The following is an 18,891-nucleotide window of genomic DNA, read 5'->3' on the forward strand; positions in this document are numbered from 1 at the left end:
TGTTTGCAGACTTCTAAATAACTACTTAGGGCTGAATCCACCAAATGGAAGCAGCCCTAAGTATTTGTAGGCTAAAAAGTTTTACCGGACAGCAATAATTACAAATTAATGAGTTATCTTTACACTAAAATTTAAAAATAAACAAATGAAAAAGGGATTACTCGTATTATTAATTTTAGTCGCGCAGAATCCGATATTTGCGTGTACCAATTTATTAGTAGGCAAAAAAGCGTCTGTCAACGGGTCTACTATGATAACATATTCAGCCGATTCCTATGCCTTATTTGGCGAATTGTATCATTGGCCGGCTAATACTTACGCCAAAGGCACTATGCTGAAAGTATATGATTGGGATTCTGGTAAATATTTAGGTGAAATAGCTCAGGCTCTTCAGACATACAACGTAGTAGGCAATATAAACGAACACCAGCTCACTATTGCCGAAACAACATTTGGAGGCCGCGAAGAACTGGAAGACTCGAAAGGCATAATAGACTACGGTAGTTTGATCTATATAACCCTTCAACGGGCTAAAACTGCGCGCGAAGCCATCAAAATAATGACTGACCTGGTTGCCGAATATGGCTATTATAGCGGAGGCGAATCATTCTCTATCGGCGATCCAAACGAAATATGGGTATTGGAGATGATAGGAAAAGGTACAGGCAACAAAGGTGCTGTTTGGGTGGCTATACGTATTCCCGACGACTGCATCACTTCGCATGCCAATCAGGCACGTATCCATCAATTCCCGTTAAAAGACCCGGAAAACTGCATTTATTCTAAAGATGTTATCTCATTTGCCCGTCAAAAAGGTTATTTTTCAGGTAAAGATGAAGATTTTAGCTTTGCCAATGCGTACAACCCTCTCGATTTTGGTGGACAACGCTTCTGCGAGGCACGGGTATGGAGCTTCTTCAATCGCTATAACAAGGATATGGCTAAATATGTAACCTATGCACAAGGAAAAACACAAGAGCCTATGCCGCTGTACATCAAACCAGACAGAAAACTGTCTTTAACCGATTTGCAGGAAATGATGAGAGATCACTATGAAGGTACAGAACTAGACTGGACAAACGATGTGGGAGCAGGCCCTTTTAAGTCGCCTTACCGTTGGTCGCCCCTTACATGGGAATCCGATTCTGTTCAATATTGTAACGAACGTCCTATTGCTACACAACAAACAGCATTTACATTTGTTTCGGAAATGCGCTCGTGGTTGCCCAATCCTATTGGCGGAGTGCTTTGGTTTGGAACAGACGATGCCGACCAGACAGTATATACACCGATATATTGCTCGATAACCGAAACTCCGGAGTGCTATCGTGCTGGCAATGGCGATCTATATACCTTCTCGTGGACATCTGCTTTCTGGATACAAAATTGGGTATCGAACATGGTCTACAACAGATATAGTGATATGCATACCGACCTGGAAAAGCTACAAAAAGAACTGGAAAATAAATTCTTGGCAGATCAGGAAAAGACTGAACAGGAAGCATTGGCTCTATACAATGAAAAACCGGCAAAAGCTGTTGAGTATCTGACAAAATACAGCTCTTCGCAAGCGCAGTATGCTTTCGACAAATGGAAAAAATTGGGTGAGTTCCTTATTATTAAATATATGGATGGTATCGAGCGTAAGGAAAAGGATGGAAAATTTATCCGTAACGAATATGGCCAGCCATCTTCTCCTTTGCGCCCGGGTTATCCGGCAGATTTCCGTAAGAAGGTTGTAAAAGAAACAGGTGATAAATACAAAGTATTATATTAAAAAATTATATAAAACCCCTCCATCAACCAGAGGGGTTTCTTCTATAAATGAATAAGAAATGAAGAAAGGGATTATCTATATCCTTATTTTTATTGTTGGCTGTATAGTATTGTTTATTGCTAACCTGTTTCTGGGCTCCGTTTCTATTCCATCCCGCGCGATACTGGATATATTAATGGGGAATGAGGTGGAAAAAGAAGCCTGGAAGTTTATAATTCTGGAATCGAGAATACCTCAAGCCGTCACAGCACTGTTCACCGGAGGAGGAATTGCCGTTTCAGGGCTTTTATTACAGACGGCTTTCCGAAACCCATTGGCAGATGCGGGTATCTTGGGCATAAGTGCAGGTGCTAATTTAGGTGTTGCATTGGTCATTCTCCTGCTCGGAGGAAGTGTAGGCTCACTCACCGGATTCGATTTGTCGTATTCTTTGGCGATTGTACTGGGCGCTTTTATCGGCGCATCGGCCATCCTTGTTATCATTATGGGATTTGCATCTGTAATCCGCAATAGTATCATGCTTTTGATTATAGGCATTATGGTTGGCTACCTTACATCTTCTATTATCTCTATCTTGAAATTTTGGAGTACAAGCGAAAATGCTTATTCTTTCATGTTGTGGGGAATGGGCAATTTTTCGAGTGTGTCGTCCGACCAATTACTGTTTTATTGTATAGTGGTCTGCATTGGGCTGCTTTTATCTGTTTTGCTGATAAAGCCGTTGAATGCGATGTTGTTGGGTGAACGATATGCTGCAAATTTAGGTGTGAATGTCAAGTCCACACGCTTCCTTCTACTTCTATGTGCCGGATTGATAACGGCAATTACTTGTGCCTTTTGCGGCCCGATAGCATTTATTGGCTTGGCGGTTCCTCATATAGCCAGGCTTTTATTAGGAACTTCCAATCATAAATCGCTACTCCCGGTAACAATCCTGGCAGGTTCATTTATCGCTTTGCTGTGTAACCTGATAAGCATATTGCCCGGAGCATTAGGCTCACTGCCTCTGAATGCTATAACTCCTATTTTTGGTGCGCCTGTTATTATATATGTGATTATCAACCAGAAAAAGATACAATACTTTAACTAACTGATGAGCAAAAAAGTTGTCATATCGGCAGAAAGCATTAGCATTGGCTACTCTACAACAAAAAAGGGAGACAGGAATATTTTATACAATAACCTGAATTTCGATTTATATCAGGGCGAACTTGTTTGCTTGCTTGGAGCAAACGGAGCAGGAAAATCGACTTTGCTAAGGACAATAAGTACATCGCAGCCTGTACTAAACGGGCAAATTTCCCTTTACGAAAAAAATATTGTATCATATTCTAATAAAGATATTTCCCGAAATATAGGATTGGTACTTACAGAAAAAACATCTACAGGAGGCTTGCTTGTCAGAGAACTTGTAGAGCTTGGGCGATATCCATATACCAGTTTCTTCGGTCGATTGGGTAAAACAGACAATGAAATAGTATCGAAAGCAATGTACGATGTGGGCATCGGGCATAAAGCCGAATCTTATGTTGCCGAACTATCGGATGGTGAACGGCAGAAAGTTATGATTGCCAAGGCGCTGGCTCAGGAGTGTCCTATCGTTATATTAGACGAACCCACTGCTTTTCTCGATATAGAAAGCCGTATAGAAATTATGAACCTGCTGCATCATCTGGCAGTTTCTCAAGATAAAACGATATTGTTGTCTACTCACGATATAGATGTTGCACTGCTTTTGGCAGATCGCCTGTGGCTTCTTTCGAAAGAAAACGGATTACGCTGTGGCACAACAGAAGATATTGTTTTGTCCGGTGCCATAGATAATTTCTTCAAGAAAGGAAATATTGAATTTAATAAAGAAACAGGTTCTTTTCTGCCAATAAGGAATTTTGACAGGAAGATATATTTATCAGCAGAAAATCAGACATTGTATTTCTGGACAAAGAACCTACTATTGCGGAATGGGTTTGCCCTGACGGATAATAAATCCGACTCACCTCTCATTCTTGATATAAGAAATGAAAAGTGTATGGAGTTGGATGCTATGGATGAGAACGAGACAAAGGAATTTGAATCTTTTCAAGATTTATCCGACTATATAAAAAGCTTGAAGTAATACTTTAACGCCGTTTTCTTGCCATATCTATACGAAGAAAAATAAAAAGCAATATTGTAAAGCCCCACAATGAAGATCCTCCATAACTAAAAAACGGCAAAGGAATACCGATAACAGGCGTCAATCCAATTACCATCCCGATATTGATGACTAAGTGAAACAGGAATATGCAAGCCACACAATAGCCATACACCCTGCCGAATATATTTTTCTGCCTTTCGGCTAGATATATCAGGCGCAGTATCAGTGTGAGGAATAATAATAAAACTAAGGAAGAGCCCACAAAACCTTGTTCTTCGCCCACCGTACAAAATATGAAGTCTGTATCTTGTTCGGGTACGTATTTCAATTTGGTTTGAGTTCCATTCAGATATCCTTTTCCTAAGAATCCACCCGAACCAATTGCTATTTTCGATTGGTTGACATTGTATTCTGCTCCCATAGGGTCTTCGGCCATACCCAATGTTACCTTTATACGCATTTGCTGGTGTGGTTGCAAAACGTCTGTAAACAAATAGTCGATAGAACTGACAAACAACATGCCACCAATGGCAAATGTTACGATAAGCAAATGAACTTTCGACCAGTTTTTCCTAGCTAAAAATAGCAGGTAGGCTATTATTATACCTAAGGCTATTAGGCCGAAAAGTCCCCAATTGATCGGGATAATTAGTGATATTAGATATAAAATTCCGAAATATCCTACACTACCAAGCAAAATATATTTTGCATTCTTCCAGTCCTGCTTGTAGTTGATTAGTAATATTGAACTGGTGATAATAATAAGTAGCAATGTGACAAATTCTCCAAGGGAAAGCATTCCCATCTCAGTCTCTGAAAACTTCAAGCCGACAATAAAAAATACGACAGCCGATACACCTAAGAATAGAATTATACCGGGCAGCCCTTCTCTGTACAACATCAGTATAAAAGCCAGATATACAAGTGCCGAACCTGTTTCCTGCTGTAAGATGATAAGCAACATCGGCAATAATATTATACCGGCAACTAGTAGTAAATTTTTGGTTCTGAGCAACTTGAAATTATATGTATTCAACAACCGGGCTAAAGCCAATGCTACTGCAAACTTAGTAAACTCTGCCGGCTGAATTTGTATTGTACTTGTTATTTTCAGCCACGAACGCGATCCCCTGGTATCTGTGGCTATAGCCAAAGTGAGCAAAAGCAAAAGGATAAAAGCAGCATAAATATAATAAGCAAGAATGTCGTATATATTGCTATCCAGTTTCAATATAATGAATCCCAGCACAATAGATGTACCCATCCATACCAACTGCATTCCTGCACGTCCTGAAAGGTCGAACATACTGGTTGCATTTTCGTATTGATAACTGGCTCCATATATACTAAACCAGCCTCCTATAATAAGAATGATATACAAGCTTATTGTAAACCAATCGAGACTTTTTCTTATGCTCTCTTCTTCTCTTTGATACATTTTCTATTCGTTTCCTCCGGGTTTAAAAGCCTCTATTTTTCTCTCTTTGTTGACTGACGGGCGTGTTGCAACAGTATTGCGGTTAGCACTACGCATATGGTTATAATATATCTGTGGCTTTATTTCCTTTTTTGCCATCACCATTTCCAACCCTTTTTCATTGGCTGGAACTTCTCCCTTCAGGTATTTCTGTAACATCAGGCGTCCTAACGGTACAGCGTTAGTCGCTCCAAAACCACCATTTTCCACAATAACAAAGATGGCAACCTTCGGATTATCTTTAGGCGCAAATCCCATAAAAATGGAGTGGTCTTTTCCGTGAGGGTTCTCGGCAGTACCCGTTTTTCCGCAAACTTCTATGTCTGGTATATTGGCTCCCCGGCAAGTACCTCCGGTTACAGCCCTAGCCATTCCTTCCACTACCGATTGGTAATGCTCCTGCTTGATTCCGGTATAACGTTTTTCGGTATATATATTGTCCATAGGGGTATCCTGTATTTCGCGTACAACGTGAGGTGTGTAAAAATACCCCCGGTTGGCTATCGTAGCAGCCAGATTAGCTACTTGCAGTGGCGTAGCTGTAATTTCGCCCTGTCCGATAGCTATAGATATAATGTTGGATGCTGTCCAGTTATCTTTTTTGAATGCCCGCGAATAGAATTTGCTATTGGGAATAAATCCCCTTTTCTCCGAGGGAAGGTCAACTCCTAAGGCGTAGCCAAATCCCTGACCTACCATATGGTTTTTCCATACCTCGAATGCTTCGGGCGTATTTGCGTATTTCTTACGGTTGCTCAGCATTGCATTCAGCCCGTAGCAAAAATACGAGTTGCAAGACGTTGCTATAGCAGGTATCAGTGGCAATGGTGCTCCGTGAGGGTGACATTTGGGGCGTCCGCCCAAAGGAGGATAGCCTCCGGCGCATGAGTACATTGTATTGGCTGTTATAATATCTTCTTCGAGAAATATAAGCCCTTGAGTAGTCTTGAAGGTAGAACCCGGTGGATACATTCCCTGTACAGCCCTGTTAAGCAATGGCTTGAGGGGATCTTGGGCTAAATCGGCAAACCGCTTGCTAAAATCACGGCCTATCAGCATCGAAGGGTCGTAAGTAGGCGAAGTTACCATACACAGCACTTGGCCGGTAGATGGTTCTATCATAACAATACTGCCTACCTTTTTGTCCATAAGGTATTCGCCATATTTCTGCAATTCGATGTCGATGGATAGTGTTATATTTTTTCCCGACACCGGTGCTTTATCGTGCTTTCCATCTTCATATTTGCCCTGTATGCGCCCATGTGCATCTCTAAGTAATATTTCTATTCCTTTTGTTCCTCTCAGGTGCTTTTCGTAAGAAAGTTCTATACCCGATTTTCCTCCATAATCGCCTCTTGCATAGTAGCTGTCTTCTTCCATCTGGGTTTTGTTTACTTCGGCTACGTAGCCTAACAATAAGCCCGCATTGGTATAAGCATATTGTCGCAGTGTCCTTTTTTGGATGAAGAATCCGGGAAATTTATAGAGTTTCTCTTGCAATAACCCGCTCTCCTGCGATGTGAGTTGGGTAGTAAAAGTTTGTTGTGTATAGCGCGAATAGCCGGGATTTAGCCGTTTGTCTTTTATGTCTCTCAACTTTTTGTCAAACTCTTCTTTGGAAAATCCTATAATCCGGCACATTTCGAGCGTATCGAATGGCTGTACCTCGCGTGGAATATATACGAGGTCGTAAGTCGGTTGATTATATACTAGCAAGCGTCCTTCCCGGTCGGTCATCACACCACGGGATGGGTACAAAGTCCTGTTGAAAAACGCGTTGCCATCGGCAAATTCTTTATATTCGCTTTTTATTATCTGCAAGTAGAATAGCTGGGCTATATATATAAGGACAATACCACAAGCTACTCCACCTATGATATATTTCCTTTTACTTAAAGTCATTTTATCTAAAATCATAGATATATACCTCCTCGCTTGTTGTGTCTTAATAAATTAACCTATGATTATATCTGGTCAGGCTGTTTTCTGCCACGAACTTTTTTGCTTTTTCTTTCTGAATAGTCCCTCAAAAGCAAGAATTAAAGCAGTAGTAATCAAAAAAGAAGCAAAAATCCTGATCAATAATAGTTCTATGTTGAAGCAGGAAAAAGATTCCAACGACATCAATACTATATGGTGTACCAATGTCAGGAATATAGTGTATTTTACAAAAGCTCCTACATGTATGCTCATAGCGGGCGCTTGCCCGTTATAGTCGTCGGTAGCAAAAATAAGTTTCTGGATAGGAATGCACAAAAAACCGATCAGGGTCGTTGTTGCGGCATTTATACCCGGTGTATTGGTAAATATGTCGATCGTAAAACCAAGAAGGAAACCCAGCAGGGTGGTTATATTCCTGTTAGTGCCAATTGGTAGCTTTATGATAAAATAAATGTATGCAAAGGGAACTGCATAATAGAGAAAGGTAATCCTGTTGAATACCAGTACTTGTAATAATACAAGCAATACAAACATGAAAGTATATCTTACAGCATTACTTTTTAACATTTCCGACTTTATTTTCCAATTCCGTTATTTCTTCTACTCTATTTTTTATGAGAAGTACATTTTTCAATGTTCCAAAATCTGTAAAAAGTTTTACTCTGACACTATAAAAGTTGTCATCCGTTTCGCTTTTGAAGTCTTCGACTGTTCCTACAAGCAAGCCCGAAGGAAAAAAGTCTGAAAATCCGCTGGTAACAACCGTGTCTCCCTTTTCAAATTTCTCGTATTTGGGATATTCAGTAAGTTCGGCGTAGCGAGGGTCTTTCCCGCTCCACACCAAAGTACCATCGGCACTGGAGTTTATAATACGGCAACTAAATTTGCTGTGAGGATTCAAAACCGACTGGATTATAGCGTAATTGGCACTGGCACCCCTAACTACTCCCACGATGCCTTGTTGCGAAACCACTCCCATATCCTCTTTCACTCCATGACTCTTACCTTTGTTGATCACTATGTAGTTTTCGATCATGGAGATACTATTCTTTTCTACCCTGGCAGAAATAAATAGAGGACTAACCTTTCGCACGATAGAATCGCTTAAAAACGAATCTATTTTTACAGAATCGCTTTCAAGTGAATACAAATGGTTTCTCAGTGCCGACAATTCGGTTTGTAACTCAATATTTTTTTGTATGAGTTCCTGATTTTCTTCTTTTAGTCCGAAGTATGAAGATACATCGCCGGAAAGCGTATATACCCAACCGGTGAATTCGGTTGACGATTTAAGGAAAACACTTCTTTGGTAAGAGTTTCCACTGAAAACAAGATAAAAACAAAATACTTCGAGCAATATAAAAACAAACCAAGAACTATTCTTTAGTAAGAAATTTATAAGGTTCTTCATGATTTACTTTTATATTGCTTGTGAGTATTTTGTTATTAATTATCTGTTTTGAAATTATTTACCTATCCCAAGTGAGAGATTATCTCATCAGGAAGTTAAATTTATCTATATTCTTAAGGGCTATGCCTGTTCCTTTGGCTACAGCGTGAAGCGGATCTTCGGCTACATGGAACTGGATTCCTATTCTGTCGGAGAAACGTTTGCTCAAGCCTCTCAACAATGCGCCTCCACCTGTAAGGTAGATGCCATTTTTAACAATATCGGCATAAAGCTCGGGCGGAGTTTGTTCCAAAGCGCTAAGGATAGCCGAATCCATTTTCGAAATAGATTTGTCGAGACAGTGAGCCATTTCCTGATACGAAACAGGGATATCCATCGGCAACGATGTCATTCTGTTAGGCCCGTGTACGATAAAATCGTCCGGGGCTTCTTCTTCCGGCAGGTCGGTAAGGGCTGAACCTACTGCTATTTTTATATTTTCGGCTGTGCGCTCCCCTACTTTTATGTTGTGTTGGCGACCCATATATTCCTGTATATCTTCAGTAAGGTCGTCTCCTGCAATCTTTATAGATTTGTTTGATACGATACCTCCGAGAGAGATAACAGCAATTTCTGTTGTACCACCACCTATATCTACTATCATGTTTCCTTCCGGTGCTTCCACATCCAGCCCGATACCCAGAGCGGCAGCCATAGGCTCATATATCATATATACATCGCGTCCTCCGGCATGCTCGGCAGAATCGCGGATCGCACGGGTCTCAACCTCAGTACTTCCCGATGGAATACAAATAACGATACGTAAAGACGGGGAAAACAAACGGCTCCTGTTGTTGAACATCTTGATCAGTCCTCTGATCATTTGCTCCGAAGCTGTAAAGTCGGCAATCACACCATCTTTCAACGGGCGGATTGTGCGGATATCTTCATGGGTTTTACCGTGCATCTGACGGGCTTCCTGCCCCACTGCTATAACCTTTCCGGTCTTTCGTTCGAGTGCCACGACGGATGGTTGGTCTACAACAATTTTGCCGTTGTGGATTATGATAGTATTGGCTGTCCCCAGGTCAATTGCTATTTCTTGCGTAAAAGAGAATAATCCCATAATGGTTTTCTGTCTATTATATTTTGTTATGAAATTTAATGTTTAAAGTGGCGGATACCAGTCATTACCATTGATATATTGTGGTCGTTACAATACTCTACCGATAATTTGTCGTTAATAGATCCTCCTGGTTGCACAACAGCGGTAATTCCGGCATTACCTGCAATCTCTACACAATCGGGGAATGGGAAAAATGCATCGGAAGCCATAACTGCTCCCTGTAGGTCGAAGTTGAATGCTCCGGCTTTTTCTATTGCCTGCTTCAATGCGTCTACGCGCGATGTCTGTCCTGTTCCTCCTGCACACAACTGCTTGTTTTTCACAAGTATTATGGCATTCGATTTAGTATGTTTCACAAGCTTGTTAGCAAAAAGTAAGTCTTCTTGTTCAGATCCCTGTAAAGGACGGTTGGTTACTAATTGCAAGTCTTCTGCTGTTTGTATGCTCAAATCTTTATCTTGTACCAACACGCCGTTCAACAACGAGCGGAACTGTTTTGTGCCGGATAAAGATTCTTTCTGCACTAAGATAATACGATTTTTCTTTTGTTGCAATACTTCCAATGCATCTTTATCGTATTCGGGTGCAATTATTATTTCGAAGAAGATTTTATGTATCTCTTCTGCGGCCGCTTTATCTATCTTTTTATTGCTGATGATTATGCCTCCAAATGCAGATATCGGGTCTCCTGCCAAAGCGTCTTTCCATGCTTCTGCTACAGATGGTCGGGATGCTATGCCGCAAGCATTGTTATGTTTAAGGATGGCTACGGTAGTTTCGTCAAACTCACCGATCAGCGTTATTGCCGATTCTATATCCAGCAGATTGTTGTATGATATTTCTTTTCCGTGCAACTGGTCGAACAGCTTATTGAAGTCTCCATAGAAAACACCTTTTTGGTGAGGGTTTTCGCCATAGCGAAGCGACATTGCACTGTCTTGGGCATAACGGAATGCTGTACCCTCGTTATTGTCCATATGGTTGAATATGGCTGTATCGTATGATGATGAAACTGCAAATGCTTCTTTAGCAAAGAATTTACGGTCGCTGATATCTGATAGTCCTTTTTTATTATCCAGCAATTCTTTCAAAGGCTGGTATTGTTGCTTCGATGCCACGATAATTACATCGTTGAAATTCTTGGCTGCTGCACGGATCAATGAGATTCCGCCTATATCTATTTTTTCTATTATATCTTGTTCGCTTGCTCCCGATGCTACAGTTTCTTCAAACGGGTACAAGTCTACAATAACCAAGTCTATTTCTTGTATATCGTATTGTTTTATTTGCTCTATGTCTTCAGCAAGTTCGCGGCGGCAAAGGATACCTCCAAAAATTTTAGGATGCAAAGTCTTCACTCTTCCTCCTAATATTGAAGGGTAACCTGTAACATCTTCAACGGCTTCGCACTGGAAACCTAATGATTCGATAAAACTTTTTGTTCCTCCTGTAGAAACAAATTTTACTCCTAGAGTATTCAACTGAGTGAGTATTTCATCCAAGCCATCTTTGTGATAAACCGAGACAAGTGCTGTTTTAATTTTCTTTTCTTGCGACATGATGTGTTAATATCCTTATTTTAGGCGAACAAAGTTACAAAAACTATTATTATAACAGAGCTTTTTAATATAAATTTTGATGAAGAAATTGCCTGATGGATAATAACATCTTCGGGAATACAAATATTATGTTTTTACAATATTATTTTAGAGTCTGTTTAAATTTTATAGCAAGTCTTTTTTATAGCTATTTTCAATTAAAGAACCTATAAGAAATATTTTCGCTAAAATTTAAACAGGCTCTTAGTTACATATTTTCTCGTAGCTACATACATCTTTACCCTCTATCTGTACTGTAAGATGCTGGATACCAAACTTCTCGAAAATCTCTTTTTTAGCTTCTTCCAAAACATTGTCGCGGTCTGCCCTTTTGTTTACTTTGAGATGCACCGTCATAATAGTAAATTCCGATGTTATCATCCAGATGTGCAAATCGTGTATATCCTCTACCCCATCTACTGACTTTAGTGTTTCTATAACGCTGTCTGTATCAATGTCCGATGGCTTGGCCTCCATCAATATGTTTACGGACTCTTTCAGCACATTCCATCCGCTGTAAAGCACGAGCAACGAAACTATCATACTGGCTATAGGGTCGGCAATATACCATCCGAACAGCATAATCAAAAGTGCAGCAACAATAGCGCCTACCGAACCGAGCAAATCGCCGATAACATGAAGGAAGGCACTGCGTACATTCAGGTTCTCTTTAGTCGATCCCTGCGAATGCAATATATATGCTACGATAACATTGATAATAAGCCCTGTAACAGAGATCATCATCATACCTTGCCCAATTACCTGAGGAGGAGAGGACAGACGTTCTATAGCTTCTTTGAAGATAAAAACAGCCAATAGTACCAATACGATACCATTGAGCAATGCCGCCAATATTTCGAACCGCTTATATCCATATGTTTTAGAGGGGGTTGCTGCCCGTGCGCCAAATATAAGAGCACTAAGGCTTAATCCCAATGCTACAGCATCGCTCAGCATATGTCCCGCGTCGGAAATAAGGGCTAGGCTATTGGTGATATATCCTCCGACAAACTCTACTACCATAAATCCGGCAATAAGCACAAAGCTTATGGTCAACGCTTTCTTATTTGCGTTATGAGCATGGTTGTGCGAATGCCCGTGTTCATGTTTATGATCGTGTCCCATAATTGTATTGTAGTTAATTATTTATATAACAGAAATGCGGGGATAAAGTTAAGCTTTTCCCCGCATTTTCGTGTTATATTCACTCCTTAATACTCTTTCAATCGTTCATCGAGATTAGGAATTCTTCATTGTTTATAGTCTTCCGCAGCCTGTTTTCAAGGAATTGCATAGCTTCTACCGAGTTCATATCCGACAGGAAGTTACGCAACACCCACATACGGCTAAGCGTATCATTATCAAGCAACAGGTCGTCGCGGCGCGTACTCGATGCAATGATATCCACAGCAGGGAATATACGTTTGTTCGACAATTTACGGTCGAGTTGAAGCTCCATATTACCCGTACCTTTAAATTCTTCGAAGATAACATCATCCATTTTCGAACCTGTCTCCGTCAAAGCAGTAGCGATAATAGTCAGCGACCCTCCGTTTTCGATATTACGTGCAGCCCCGAAAAAGCGTTTCGGTTTGTGCAGCGCATTGGCATCCACACCTCCGGTCAGCACCTTACCCGATGCCGGCTGTACGGTATTGTATGCACGCGCCAGGCGGGTTATAGAGTCGAGCAGGATAACAACATCGTGCCCGCATTCTACCATGCGTTTCGCCTTGTTCAGCACTATCTCTGCAATCTTAACATGGCGGTCGGCAGGTTCGTCGAACGTAGAAGCTATAACTTCGGCATTCACGCTGCGTTCCATATCTGTCACCTCTTCCGGACGTTCATCTATCAGAAGTACAATCATATAGACCTCTGGATGATTGTTCGCTATTGCATTTGCGATATCTTTCAACAAGGTAGTCTTACCTGTTTTTGGTTGTGCAACGATAAGTCCGCGTTGCCCCTTTCCTATTGGTGAAAACAAATCGACTACACGGCACGATAGGTTATCGTTGCGCCCTTTGGTCAATCTGAATTTTTCGTCAGGGAAAAGCGGTTTCAGGTGGTCGAACGGAACGCGGTCGCGCACTTCCTCGGGTGTGCGGCCGTTTATTTTGTCCACTTTTACCAGCGGGAAAAACTTCTCAGATTCTTTTGGCGGACGTATAGGCCCATCTACTATATCTCCTGTTTTCAGCCCGAACAGGCGGATTTGGGATTGCGAAATATATACATCGTCGGGCGACGACATATAGTTGTAATCCGGCGACCTCAAAAAGCCATAGCCTTCCTGCATTATTTCGAGTACTCCCGAAGCTGTCAGGATACCATCGAAGTCGAAAGGTTTTTCTTGCGGCTGATTGTTGTTCGCTCTATGATTATGGTTGTTGTTATTCGTATTATTTTGCTGATTTTGAGGCTTATTGTTCTTCGGGGCAGCAGTCTCCGGTACGGATACTTCTATTGGTGCTACTTCCGGGTCAATTTCGAGAGGAGAAAGTAATGGCAACCCGGGAACCGGTTCTTGCGCTTCGGGCTCTCTCACCTTCTTCGACCTGAAAACCAATTGAGTAGGTTTGGCTGTTGTAGCAGCGGCCGGTTGTTGTTTGTTAGCATCTTCCTGCTTTTCTTTTGGTTGCTCTACATTACTCTTCTTCACAAGCCCTTTTGGTTCGGCATTCTCAGTAGCAGCAATAGCCTGAGCGGGTGCAGGCTTCTTTTCTTCTTCTGCGTCTATTGCCTGTGCAGCTTTTTTTTTAGGTTCAACCTTCACTTCAACTTGTTGAGTTTTAGGTTTGTCCTGTTGATTCTTTTTGTTATCCTGCGGCTCGGTTTTGCCCTTTGCAGTTTGTTTCTTTTCATTTTTTTTAGGCTCTTCCTTTACGTCTGTTGATTCTTCCGAAGTTTTAGCCTTTTTATTTTTGGATGCTGCCTGGGTTTTCTTCTGTTTTTTTTCTATCCGGTCTTCGCTTTGGTAGCTTTCCGAATTTTTGTTTTTAGCTTCCATTATGGCTTGTTCATCAAGGATTTTGTATATCAATTCATCCTTTTTGTAAGCATCAGGACGCCTGATACCCAGTTCTTTCGCAATGGTTCTTAGTTCTATTGTAAGCTTTTCGTTAAGCTCAAGAATATTGTATATACGCATGTGTATATCTTTAGATATTTAAAATATGTATTTTTTGTGTGAAAAAGAAGTTCTATATAAGCTGGTAGTTATTCAAAATATTTTGGAAATAATATATACTGTAATTTTAACGTATTATTTCAAAAAAAGCTATAAGATTTGGTTATTTCCTAATTCCATTCTTACAATAAAACAATAATTATGCTTTACAGAAAAAGGTTATTATAATCTCGCTTAGTTATTTTAAAGAAGAATATCTTAATCCCTCAGGAAATTCGGAATGCAAATATACTAATTCTTTTTCAATATAACTGTAAAAATTACCGTTTATTTTTCTCTACCGGGTCAAAAAATATATAAAAACACCATACTATTACAATAACATTCTAAAAAAACGAGCTTTATTATTTCTGGTTTAAATTATTGCGGCTCAACAGGTCGCATTTGTTCAACGATAATATCTCTATACATTTTTCTGTATTGGTAGGCCGTATCACAACATTGGCCGTATCGCCCTGCGAAAATGCGTACATATACTCTATAAATATATTTTCTTTTGCCAGATAGTCGAGGATCGTAGACAAAGCCCCCGGCTCATTCGGGCAATTCAGGCAGACAACATCTGTTACGCTTACCCCGAAATGGGCTTTGCGAAGTACTTCCATTGCCTTGCTTACATCGGAAACGATCATGCGAAGGATACCGAAATCAGCATTTTCGGCAAGGCTGAAAGCAGTCATGTTGATGCCGTTCTTGCCCAATATTTTGGTTACTTCGTTTATCCTTCCTGTTTTGTTTTCTATAAATACTGAAAGTTGTTTTATTGTCATAGTTTTACATTTACAAGTTTTATTAAAACCAAGGTGTAGGAATTTACTAATTAAATTCCCGTTTGTCGATTACCCTTTGTGCTTTTCCTTCGCTGCGTTTGATAGTATATGGTTCTACCAGTTTTATGTCGGCACTTATACCTAGTACGCTTTGTAGGCGTCCTGCTATTTTTTTCTTCAAAGCCAGCATTTTGCTGATCTCGTCGGAATAGAAACCATCGCGCACTTCTACCTGTACTTCGAGTATGTCGAGATTATTAACCCTGTCGACCACCAATAGGTAATGCGGCTCAAATTCTTCCATTTCCAGTATTACACTTTCTATCTGCGATGGGAAAACATTTACCCCGCGTATGATTAACATATCGTCGCTACGCCCTACTATTCTGCTCATGCGTACATTGGTACGCCCACACGCGCATGGCTGGTCTGTTAATGTACAGAGGTCTTTTGTGCGGTATCGCAATAGTGGCAAGCCTTCTTTCGTAAGCGTAGTGAATACAAGTTCGCCCTGCTCGCCGTACGGAAGCTGCTCCATTGTTTCGGGAGAAATTATTTCCGGATAAAAATGGTCTTCTATTATATGCGAACCATCTTTACATTCGCATTCGTGCGAAACTCCGGGTCCCATCACCTCGCTCAACCCGTATATATTGTAGGCATCGACTCCCATTTTTACTTCTATTTCCTTACGCATATTTTCGGTCCAAGGCTCAGCGCCAAAGATGCCTATTCGCAATTTAAACTCTTCGCGCGGAATCTCTGTTTTTGCCATTGCCTCTGCCAGATAGAGTGCATACGAAGGGGTACAGGCGATAGCTGTAGGGCCAAAATCGTGCATCAGTTGTATTTGCTTGGCCGTATTTCCGCTCGACATGGGAATGACTGTCGCGCCCAGGTGCTCCACTCCATAATGCAAGCCCAAACCGCCTGTAAAAAGCCCGTAACCGTATGCCACCGAAAATATATCGTGCCTGTCGGCTCCGAAAGCACTCAGGCTGCGGGCAATCATTTCCGACCAGATAGACAGGTCGCGCCGTGTATATCCTACTACGGTAGGCAAGCCGGTAGTTCCCGAAGATGCATGAAGCCTGATGATTTCCGACATGGGTACGGCAAACAAACCATAAGGATAGTTGTCGCGTAAATCCTGCTTCGTGGTAAAGGGCAGTTTCACAATATCGTCTACCGACCGGATATCGTCGGGGGTAACATCCATTTCCTGCATTTTGCGGCGGTAAAATGGTGTACTGTGATATACTCTTTCTACGAGTTTACGCAAGCGTTCGCTTTGAAGCTGCCGCATATCCTCGCGGCTCATACATTCTTTCGGTTGGTTCCAGATCATTATATTAGTTTTAATTGGGTCTCGAAAAAGTAACAAAAGTAACACTTTTTACATACTTTTTTTCTGTTACTTTTTCCCGTTTTTCTCATTTCGTATAAGTCCCGCAATGGGAACTCAGAGGATGCCTATATAGATAAAGAAATCAGTTAATGATCGGCAGCAAAAGCCTTTAATCTTTCATCCAAGACATCGTACAATTCTTCGCTCATACGCGAGCAGCAAGCCCTTATGCCCTGCTGCCGGCTTCCTGTAGTAGACAGGGCTATCGAACTTATGCCATAATACAACAATTCCTGCATGAGTTCGCCGCACGACATATCCTTGTATCCTATCGTAAAAAAGAAACCGTCGGATATATCGCGGTCTATATCTTTATCGTAAACCACACGGAAACCATATTTGCGGAACGAATCTTTCATTCGTTTGGCTCTGCGGGCATACTCGCTTGTCTCTTCCACAAAATTGAATTGCCCATCGGATGCAGCTTTCAGCATGGCGGCATACCCGTATTGAGTAGTGTGGGTAGTACCCGAAGTAATCATATAAAGGATGGAGGCAACGAACGTAGGGCCGAAGATACCTGCTCCCGAATACCTCTCGGCCAGTGCTTCAAACTTTCTGGAAAACAGCTTATCCGACACACAGACCACTGCTGCCCGTTGCCCTGCATAGCTGAATATCTTCGACGACGAGAGCATCAATATATAGTTATCGGTATAGCGTGCTACTGTTGGGATATATGGAGGGCGGAACGGATGCCCGAAATCGGTACGGAAATCCATGCCAAAATAGGCTAAATCTTCTAAAACGATAGTATCGTATTGCGTGGCGAGTTCGCCTATTATTTTCAGTTCACTTTCGGTCAGGCAAATCCATGCAGGATTGTTTGGGTTGGAATAAATGATGGACGAAATATTGCCTTTTTTTAGATAACTTTCGAGCTTCTCCCTTAGCTTCTCCCCTCTGAAATCGTGTATATCAAATTCGAGGTAATTTATACCTAATACTTTGAGTTGCGATTTTTGGATAGGAAATCCGGGATCGATAAAAAGCACAGTATCTTTTTCTCTATCACGTTGGTTACACGCAATGAAAGCGCCAAACGAGCCTGCTACCGAACCTGTTACCGGAATACATGATGCAGGAGAGACATCAATATCGAGAAATGCTTTTACAAAACGAGCCGATTCGTTTTTCAATACAGGAATGCCTTCTGCTGCGGGATACATAGATGCCACACCTTTGTCTAAGGCTTCTTTTTCTGCGTCGAGGCCTATCCGGCAAGGTTTTAGCCCCGGTACTCCCTGATCCATGCGGATAAAGGGAATGCCTGTTGCTTGTTCGAGACGCGAAGCAAGCAAAAGCACTTCGCCGATAGTCGCGTTTTCGAGGTTGGTGATTTTCAGTTCATCAACTACTTGGTTTACTAATTCCTGACTGAATACTCTGTTTTGCATATATTTTAGTTACGAGTTACAAGTTACTTCCACGATTCATCACTACCGCCCGGAATGACAGGGTATTTTTATTTTTTCACCTGCTGCTCCCCTACTTTGCGTCCTGCACGGAAAGCATTTATATTCATTTCTACAATTTTCTCACCCTTGCGCAAAAACACCTGTGTTATAGCATCTTCCAGTTTTGCGTCTTCAATACCTAGAATCACAGAAGCCGCGCCTAGCAGTACCATATTGGTAGCACGTGCCGAACCAGCTTCTTTTGCCAGTGCATCTACATCGAGAAGAATAACATTTGGCAGGGATTTCAACTCGGCAATAATATCTTCTATTGCAGGGTAATTGGGTATGTTGACAAATGGTGTTGTATTAGTTACAACCCATCCGCTTTGCGACAAATAAGGCAGGTAGCGCAATGCTTCCATCGGTTCGAGCGAGATGATGGCATCGGCGCTGCCTTTAGCTATCAGGTCGGAATATATCTGGTCTGACGATATCCGCAGATTAGACTGCACATCCCCACCCCGCTGGCTCATGCCATGCACTTCGGCTTGCTTTATATGTAGGCCTTCTTTGAGGGCTGCTTCGCCAACAATGGCTGCTATAGACAGTATTCCCTGTCCGCCAACGCCCGAAAGTATTATATCTAGTTTCATATTTATTAGTTACGAGTTACT

15 protein-coding genes are annotated in these 18,891 nt (G+C 41.4%); 3 read left to right on the forward strand and 12 right to left on the reverse strand.

Annotated elements, in window-relative coordinates; translation table 11 throughout:
* Positions 1–145 precede the first annotated feature (145 nt).
* Genes D0T57_RS04620 through D0T57_RS04630 form a run of 3 tightly spaced genes read left to right on the forward strand, consistent with a single transcriptional unit; the run spans position 146 to position 3,893 of the window.
* Positions 146–1,777, forward strand: coding sequence for a C69 family dipeptidase (locus D0T57_RS04620; protein WP_163271362.1), 1,632 nt, complete (start codon positions 146–148; stop codon positions 1,775–1,777).
* A 58-nt stretch (positions 1,778–1,835) separates the two neighbouring features.
* Positions 1,836–2,867: an iron ABC transporter permease gene (locus tag D0T57_RS04625; protein WP_163271364.1), complete on the forward strand. Its 1,032-nt coding sequence runs from the start codon at positions 1,836–1,838 to the stop codon at positions 2,865–2,867.
* Positions 2,868–2,870: 3 nt separating this feature from the next.
* Positions 2,871–3,893, forward strand: a complete 1,023-nt coding sequence (locus D0T57_RS04630; RefSeq protein WP_185154628.1) for an ABC transporter ATP-binding protein — start codon at positions 2,871–2,873, stop codon at positions 3,891–3,893.
* A gap of 4 nt (positions 3,894–3,897) precedes the next feature.
* On the opposite strand, the gene rodA is transcribed toward D0T57_RS04630, so the two are convergent.
* From rodA to D0T57_RS04690, 12 genes are all read right to left on the reverse strand, one after another.
* Positions 3,898–5,352: a rod shape-determining protein RodA gene (gene rodA, locus D0T57_RS04635; protein WP_163271366.1), complete on the reverse strand. Its 1,455-nt coding sequence runs from the start codon at positions 5,350–5,352 to the stop codon at positions 3,898–3,900.
* A 3-nt stretch (positions 5,353–5,355) separates the two neighbouring features.
* Positions 5,356–7,293, reverse strand: coding sequence for a penicillin-binding protein 2 (gene mrdA / locus D0T57_RS04640; RefSeq protein ID WP_255490493.1), 1,938 nt, complete (start codon positions 7,291–7,293; stop codon positions 5,356–5,358).
* Between the two features lie 72 nt (positions 7,294–7,365).
* Positions 7,366–7,899: a rod shape-determining protein MreD gene (gene mreD, locus D0T57_RS04645; protein WP_163271370.1), complete on the reverse strand. Its 534-nt coding sequence runs from the start codon at positions 7,897–7,899 to the stop codon at positions 7,366–7,368.
* Complete coding sequence (gene mreC, locus D0T57_RS04650) at positions 7,886–8,743, reverse strand: rod shape-determining protein MreC (RefSeq protein ID WP_163271372.1); 858 nt, start codon at positions 8,741–8,743, stop codon at positions 7,886–7,888. The genes mreD and mreC overlap by 14 nt, the downstream gene beginning before the upstream one ends.
* 79 nt (positions 8,744–8,822) lie before the next feature.
* The gene (locus tag D0T57_RS04655) at positions 8,823–9,848 is read right to left on the reverse strand and encodes a rod shape-determining protein (RefSeq protein ID WP_163271374.1); all 1,026 of its coding nucleotides are present in this window, start codon (positions 9,846–9,848) and stop codon (positions 8,823–8,825) included.
* 35 nt (positions 9,849–9,883) lie between these two features.
* Positions 9,884–11,407, reverse strand: coding sequence for a bifunctional phosphoribosylaminoimidazolecarboxamide formyltransferase/IMP cyclohydrolase (gene purH / locus D0T57_RS04660; RefSeq protein ID WP_163271376.1), 1,524 nt, complete (start codon positions 11,405–11,407; stop codon positions 9,884–9,886).
* A 243-nt stretch (positions 11,408–11,650) separates the two neighbouring features.
* The gene (locus D0T57_RS04665; protein WP_163271378.1) at positions 11,651–12,571 is read right to left on the reverse strand and encodes a cation diffusion facilitator family transporter; all 921 of its coding nucleotides are present in this window, start codon (positions 12,569–12,571) and stop codon (positions 11,651–11,653) included.
* Between the two features lie 97 nt (positions 12,572–12,668).
* Complete coding sequence (rho, locus tag D0T57_RS04670) at positions 12,669–14,600, reverse strand: transcription termination factor Rho (RefSeq protein WP_163271380.1); 1,932 nt, start codon at positions 14,598–14,600, stop codon at positions 12,669–12,671.
* Positions 14,601–14,983: 383 nt separating this feature from the next.
* Positions 14,984–15,409: an amino acid-binding protein gene (locus D0T57_RS04675; protein ID WP_163271382.1), complete on the reverse strand. Its 426-nt coding sequence runs from the start codon at positions 15,407–15,409 to the stop codon at positions 14,984–14,986.
* 46 nt (positions 15,410–15,455) lie between these two features.
* Complete coding sequence (locus D0T57_RS04680; RefSeq protein WP_163271384.1) at positions 15,456–16,757, reverse strand: phenylacetate--CoA ligase family protein; 1,302 nt, start codon at positions 16,755–16,757, stop codon at positions 15,456–15,458.
* A 146-nt stretch (positions 16,758–16,903) separates the two neighbouring features.
* A complete protein-coding gene (locus tag D0T57_RS04685) occupies positions 16,904–18,214 on the reverse strand; it encodes a pyridoxal phosphate-dependent aminotransferase (RefSeq protein ID WP_163271386.1) in 1,311 nt (436 codons plus the stop codon).
* Between the two features lie 68 nt (positions 18,215–18,282).
* Positions 18,283–18,870, reverse strand: coding sequence for an indolepyruvate oxidoreductase subunit beta (locus D0T57_RS04690; RefSeq protein ID WP_163271388.1), 588 nt, complete (start codon positions 18,868–18,870; stop codon positions 18,283–18,285).
* Positions 18,871–18,891: the final 21 nt, after the last annotated feature.

The sequence above is a fragment of the Dysgonomonas sp. 511 genome (assembly GCF_010501105.1).
GTDB lineage: Bacteria > Bacteroidota > Bacteroidia > Bacteroidales > Dysgonomonadaceae > Dysgonomonas.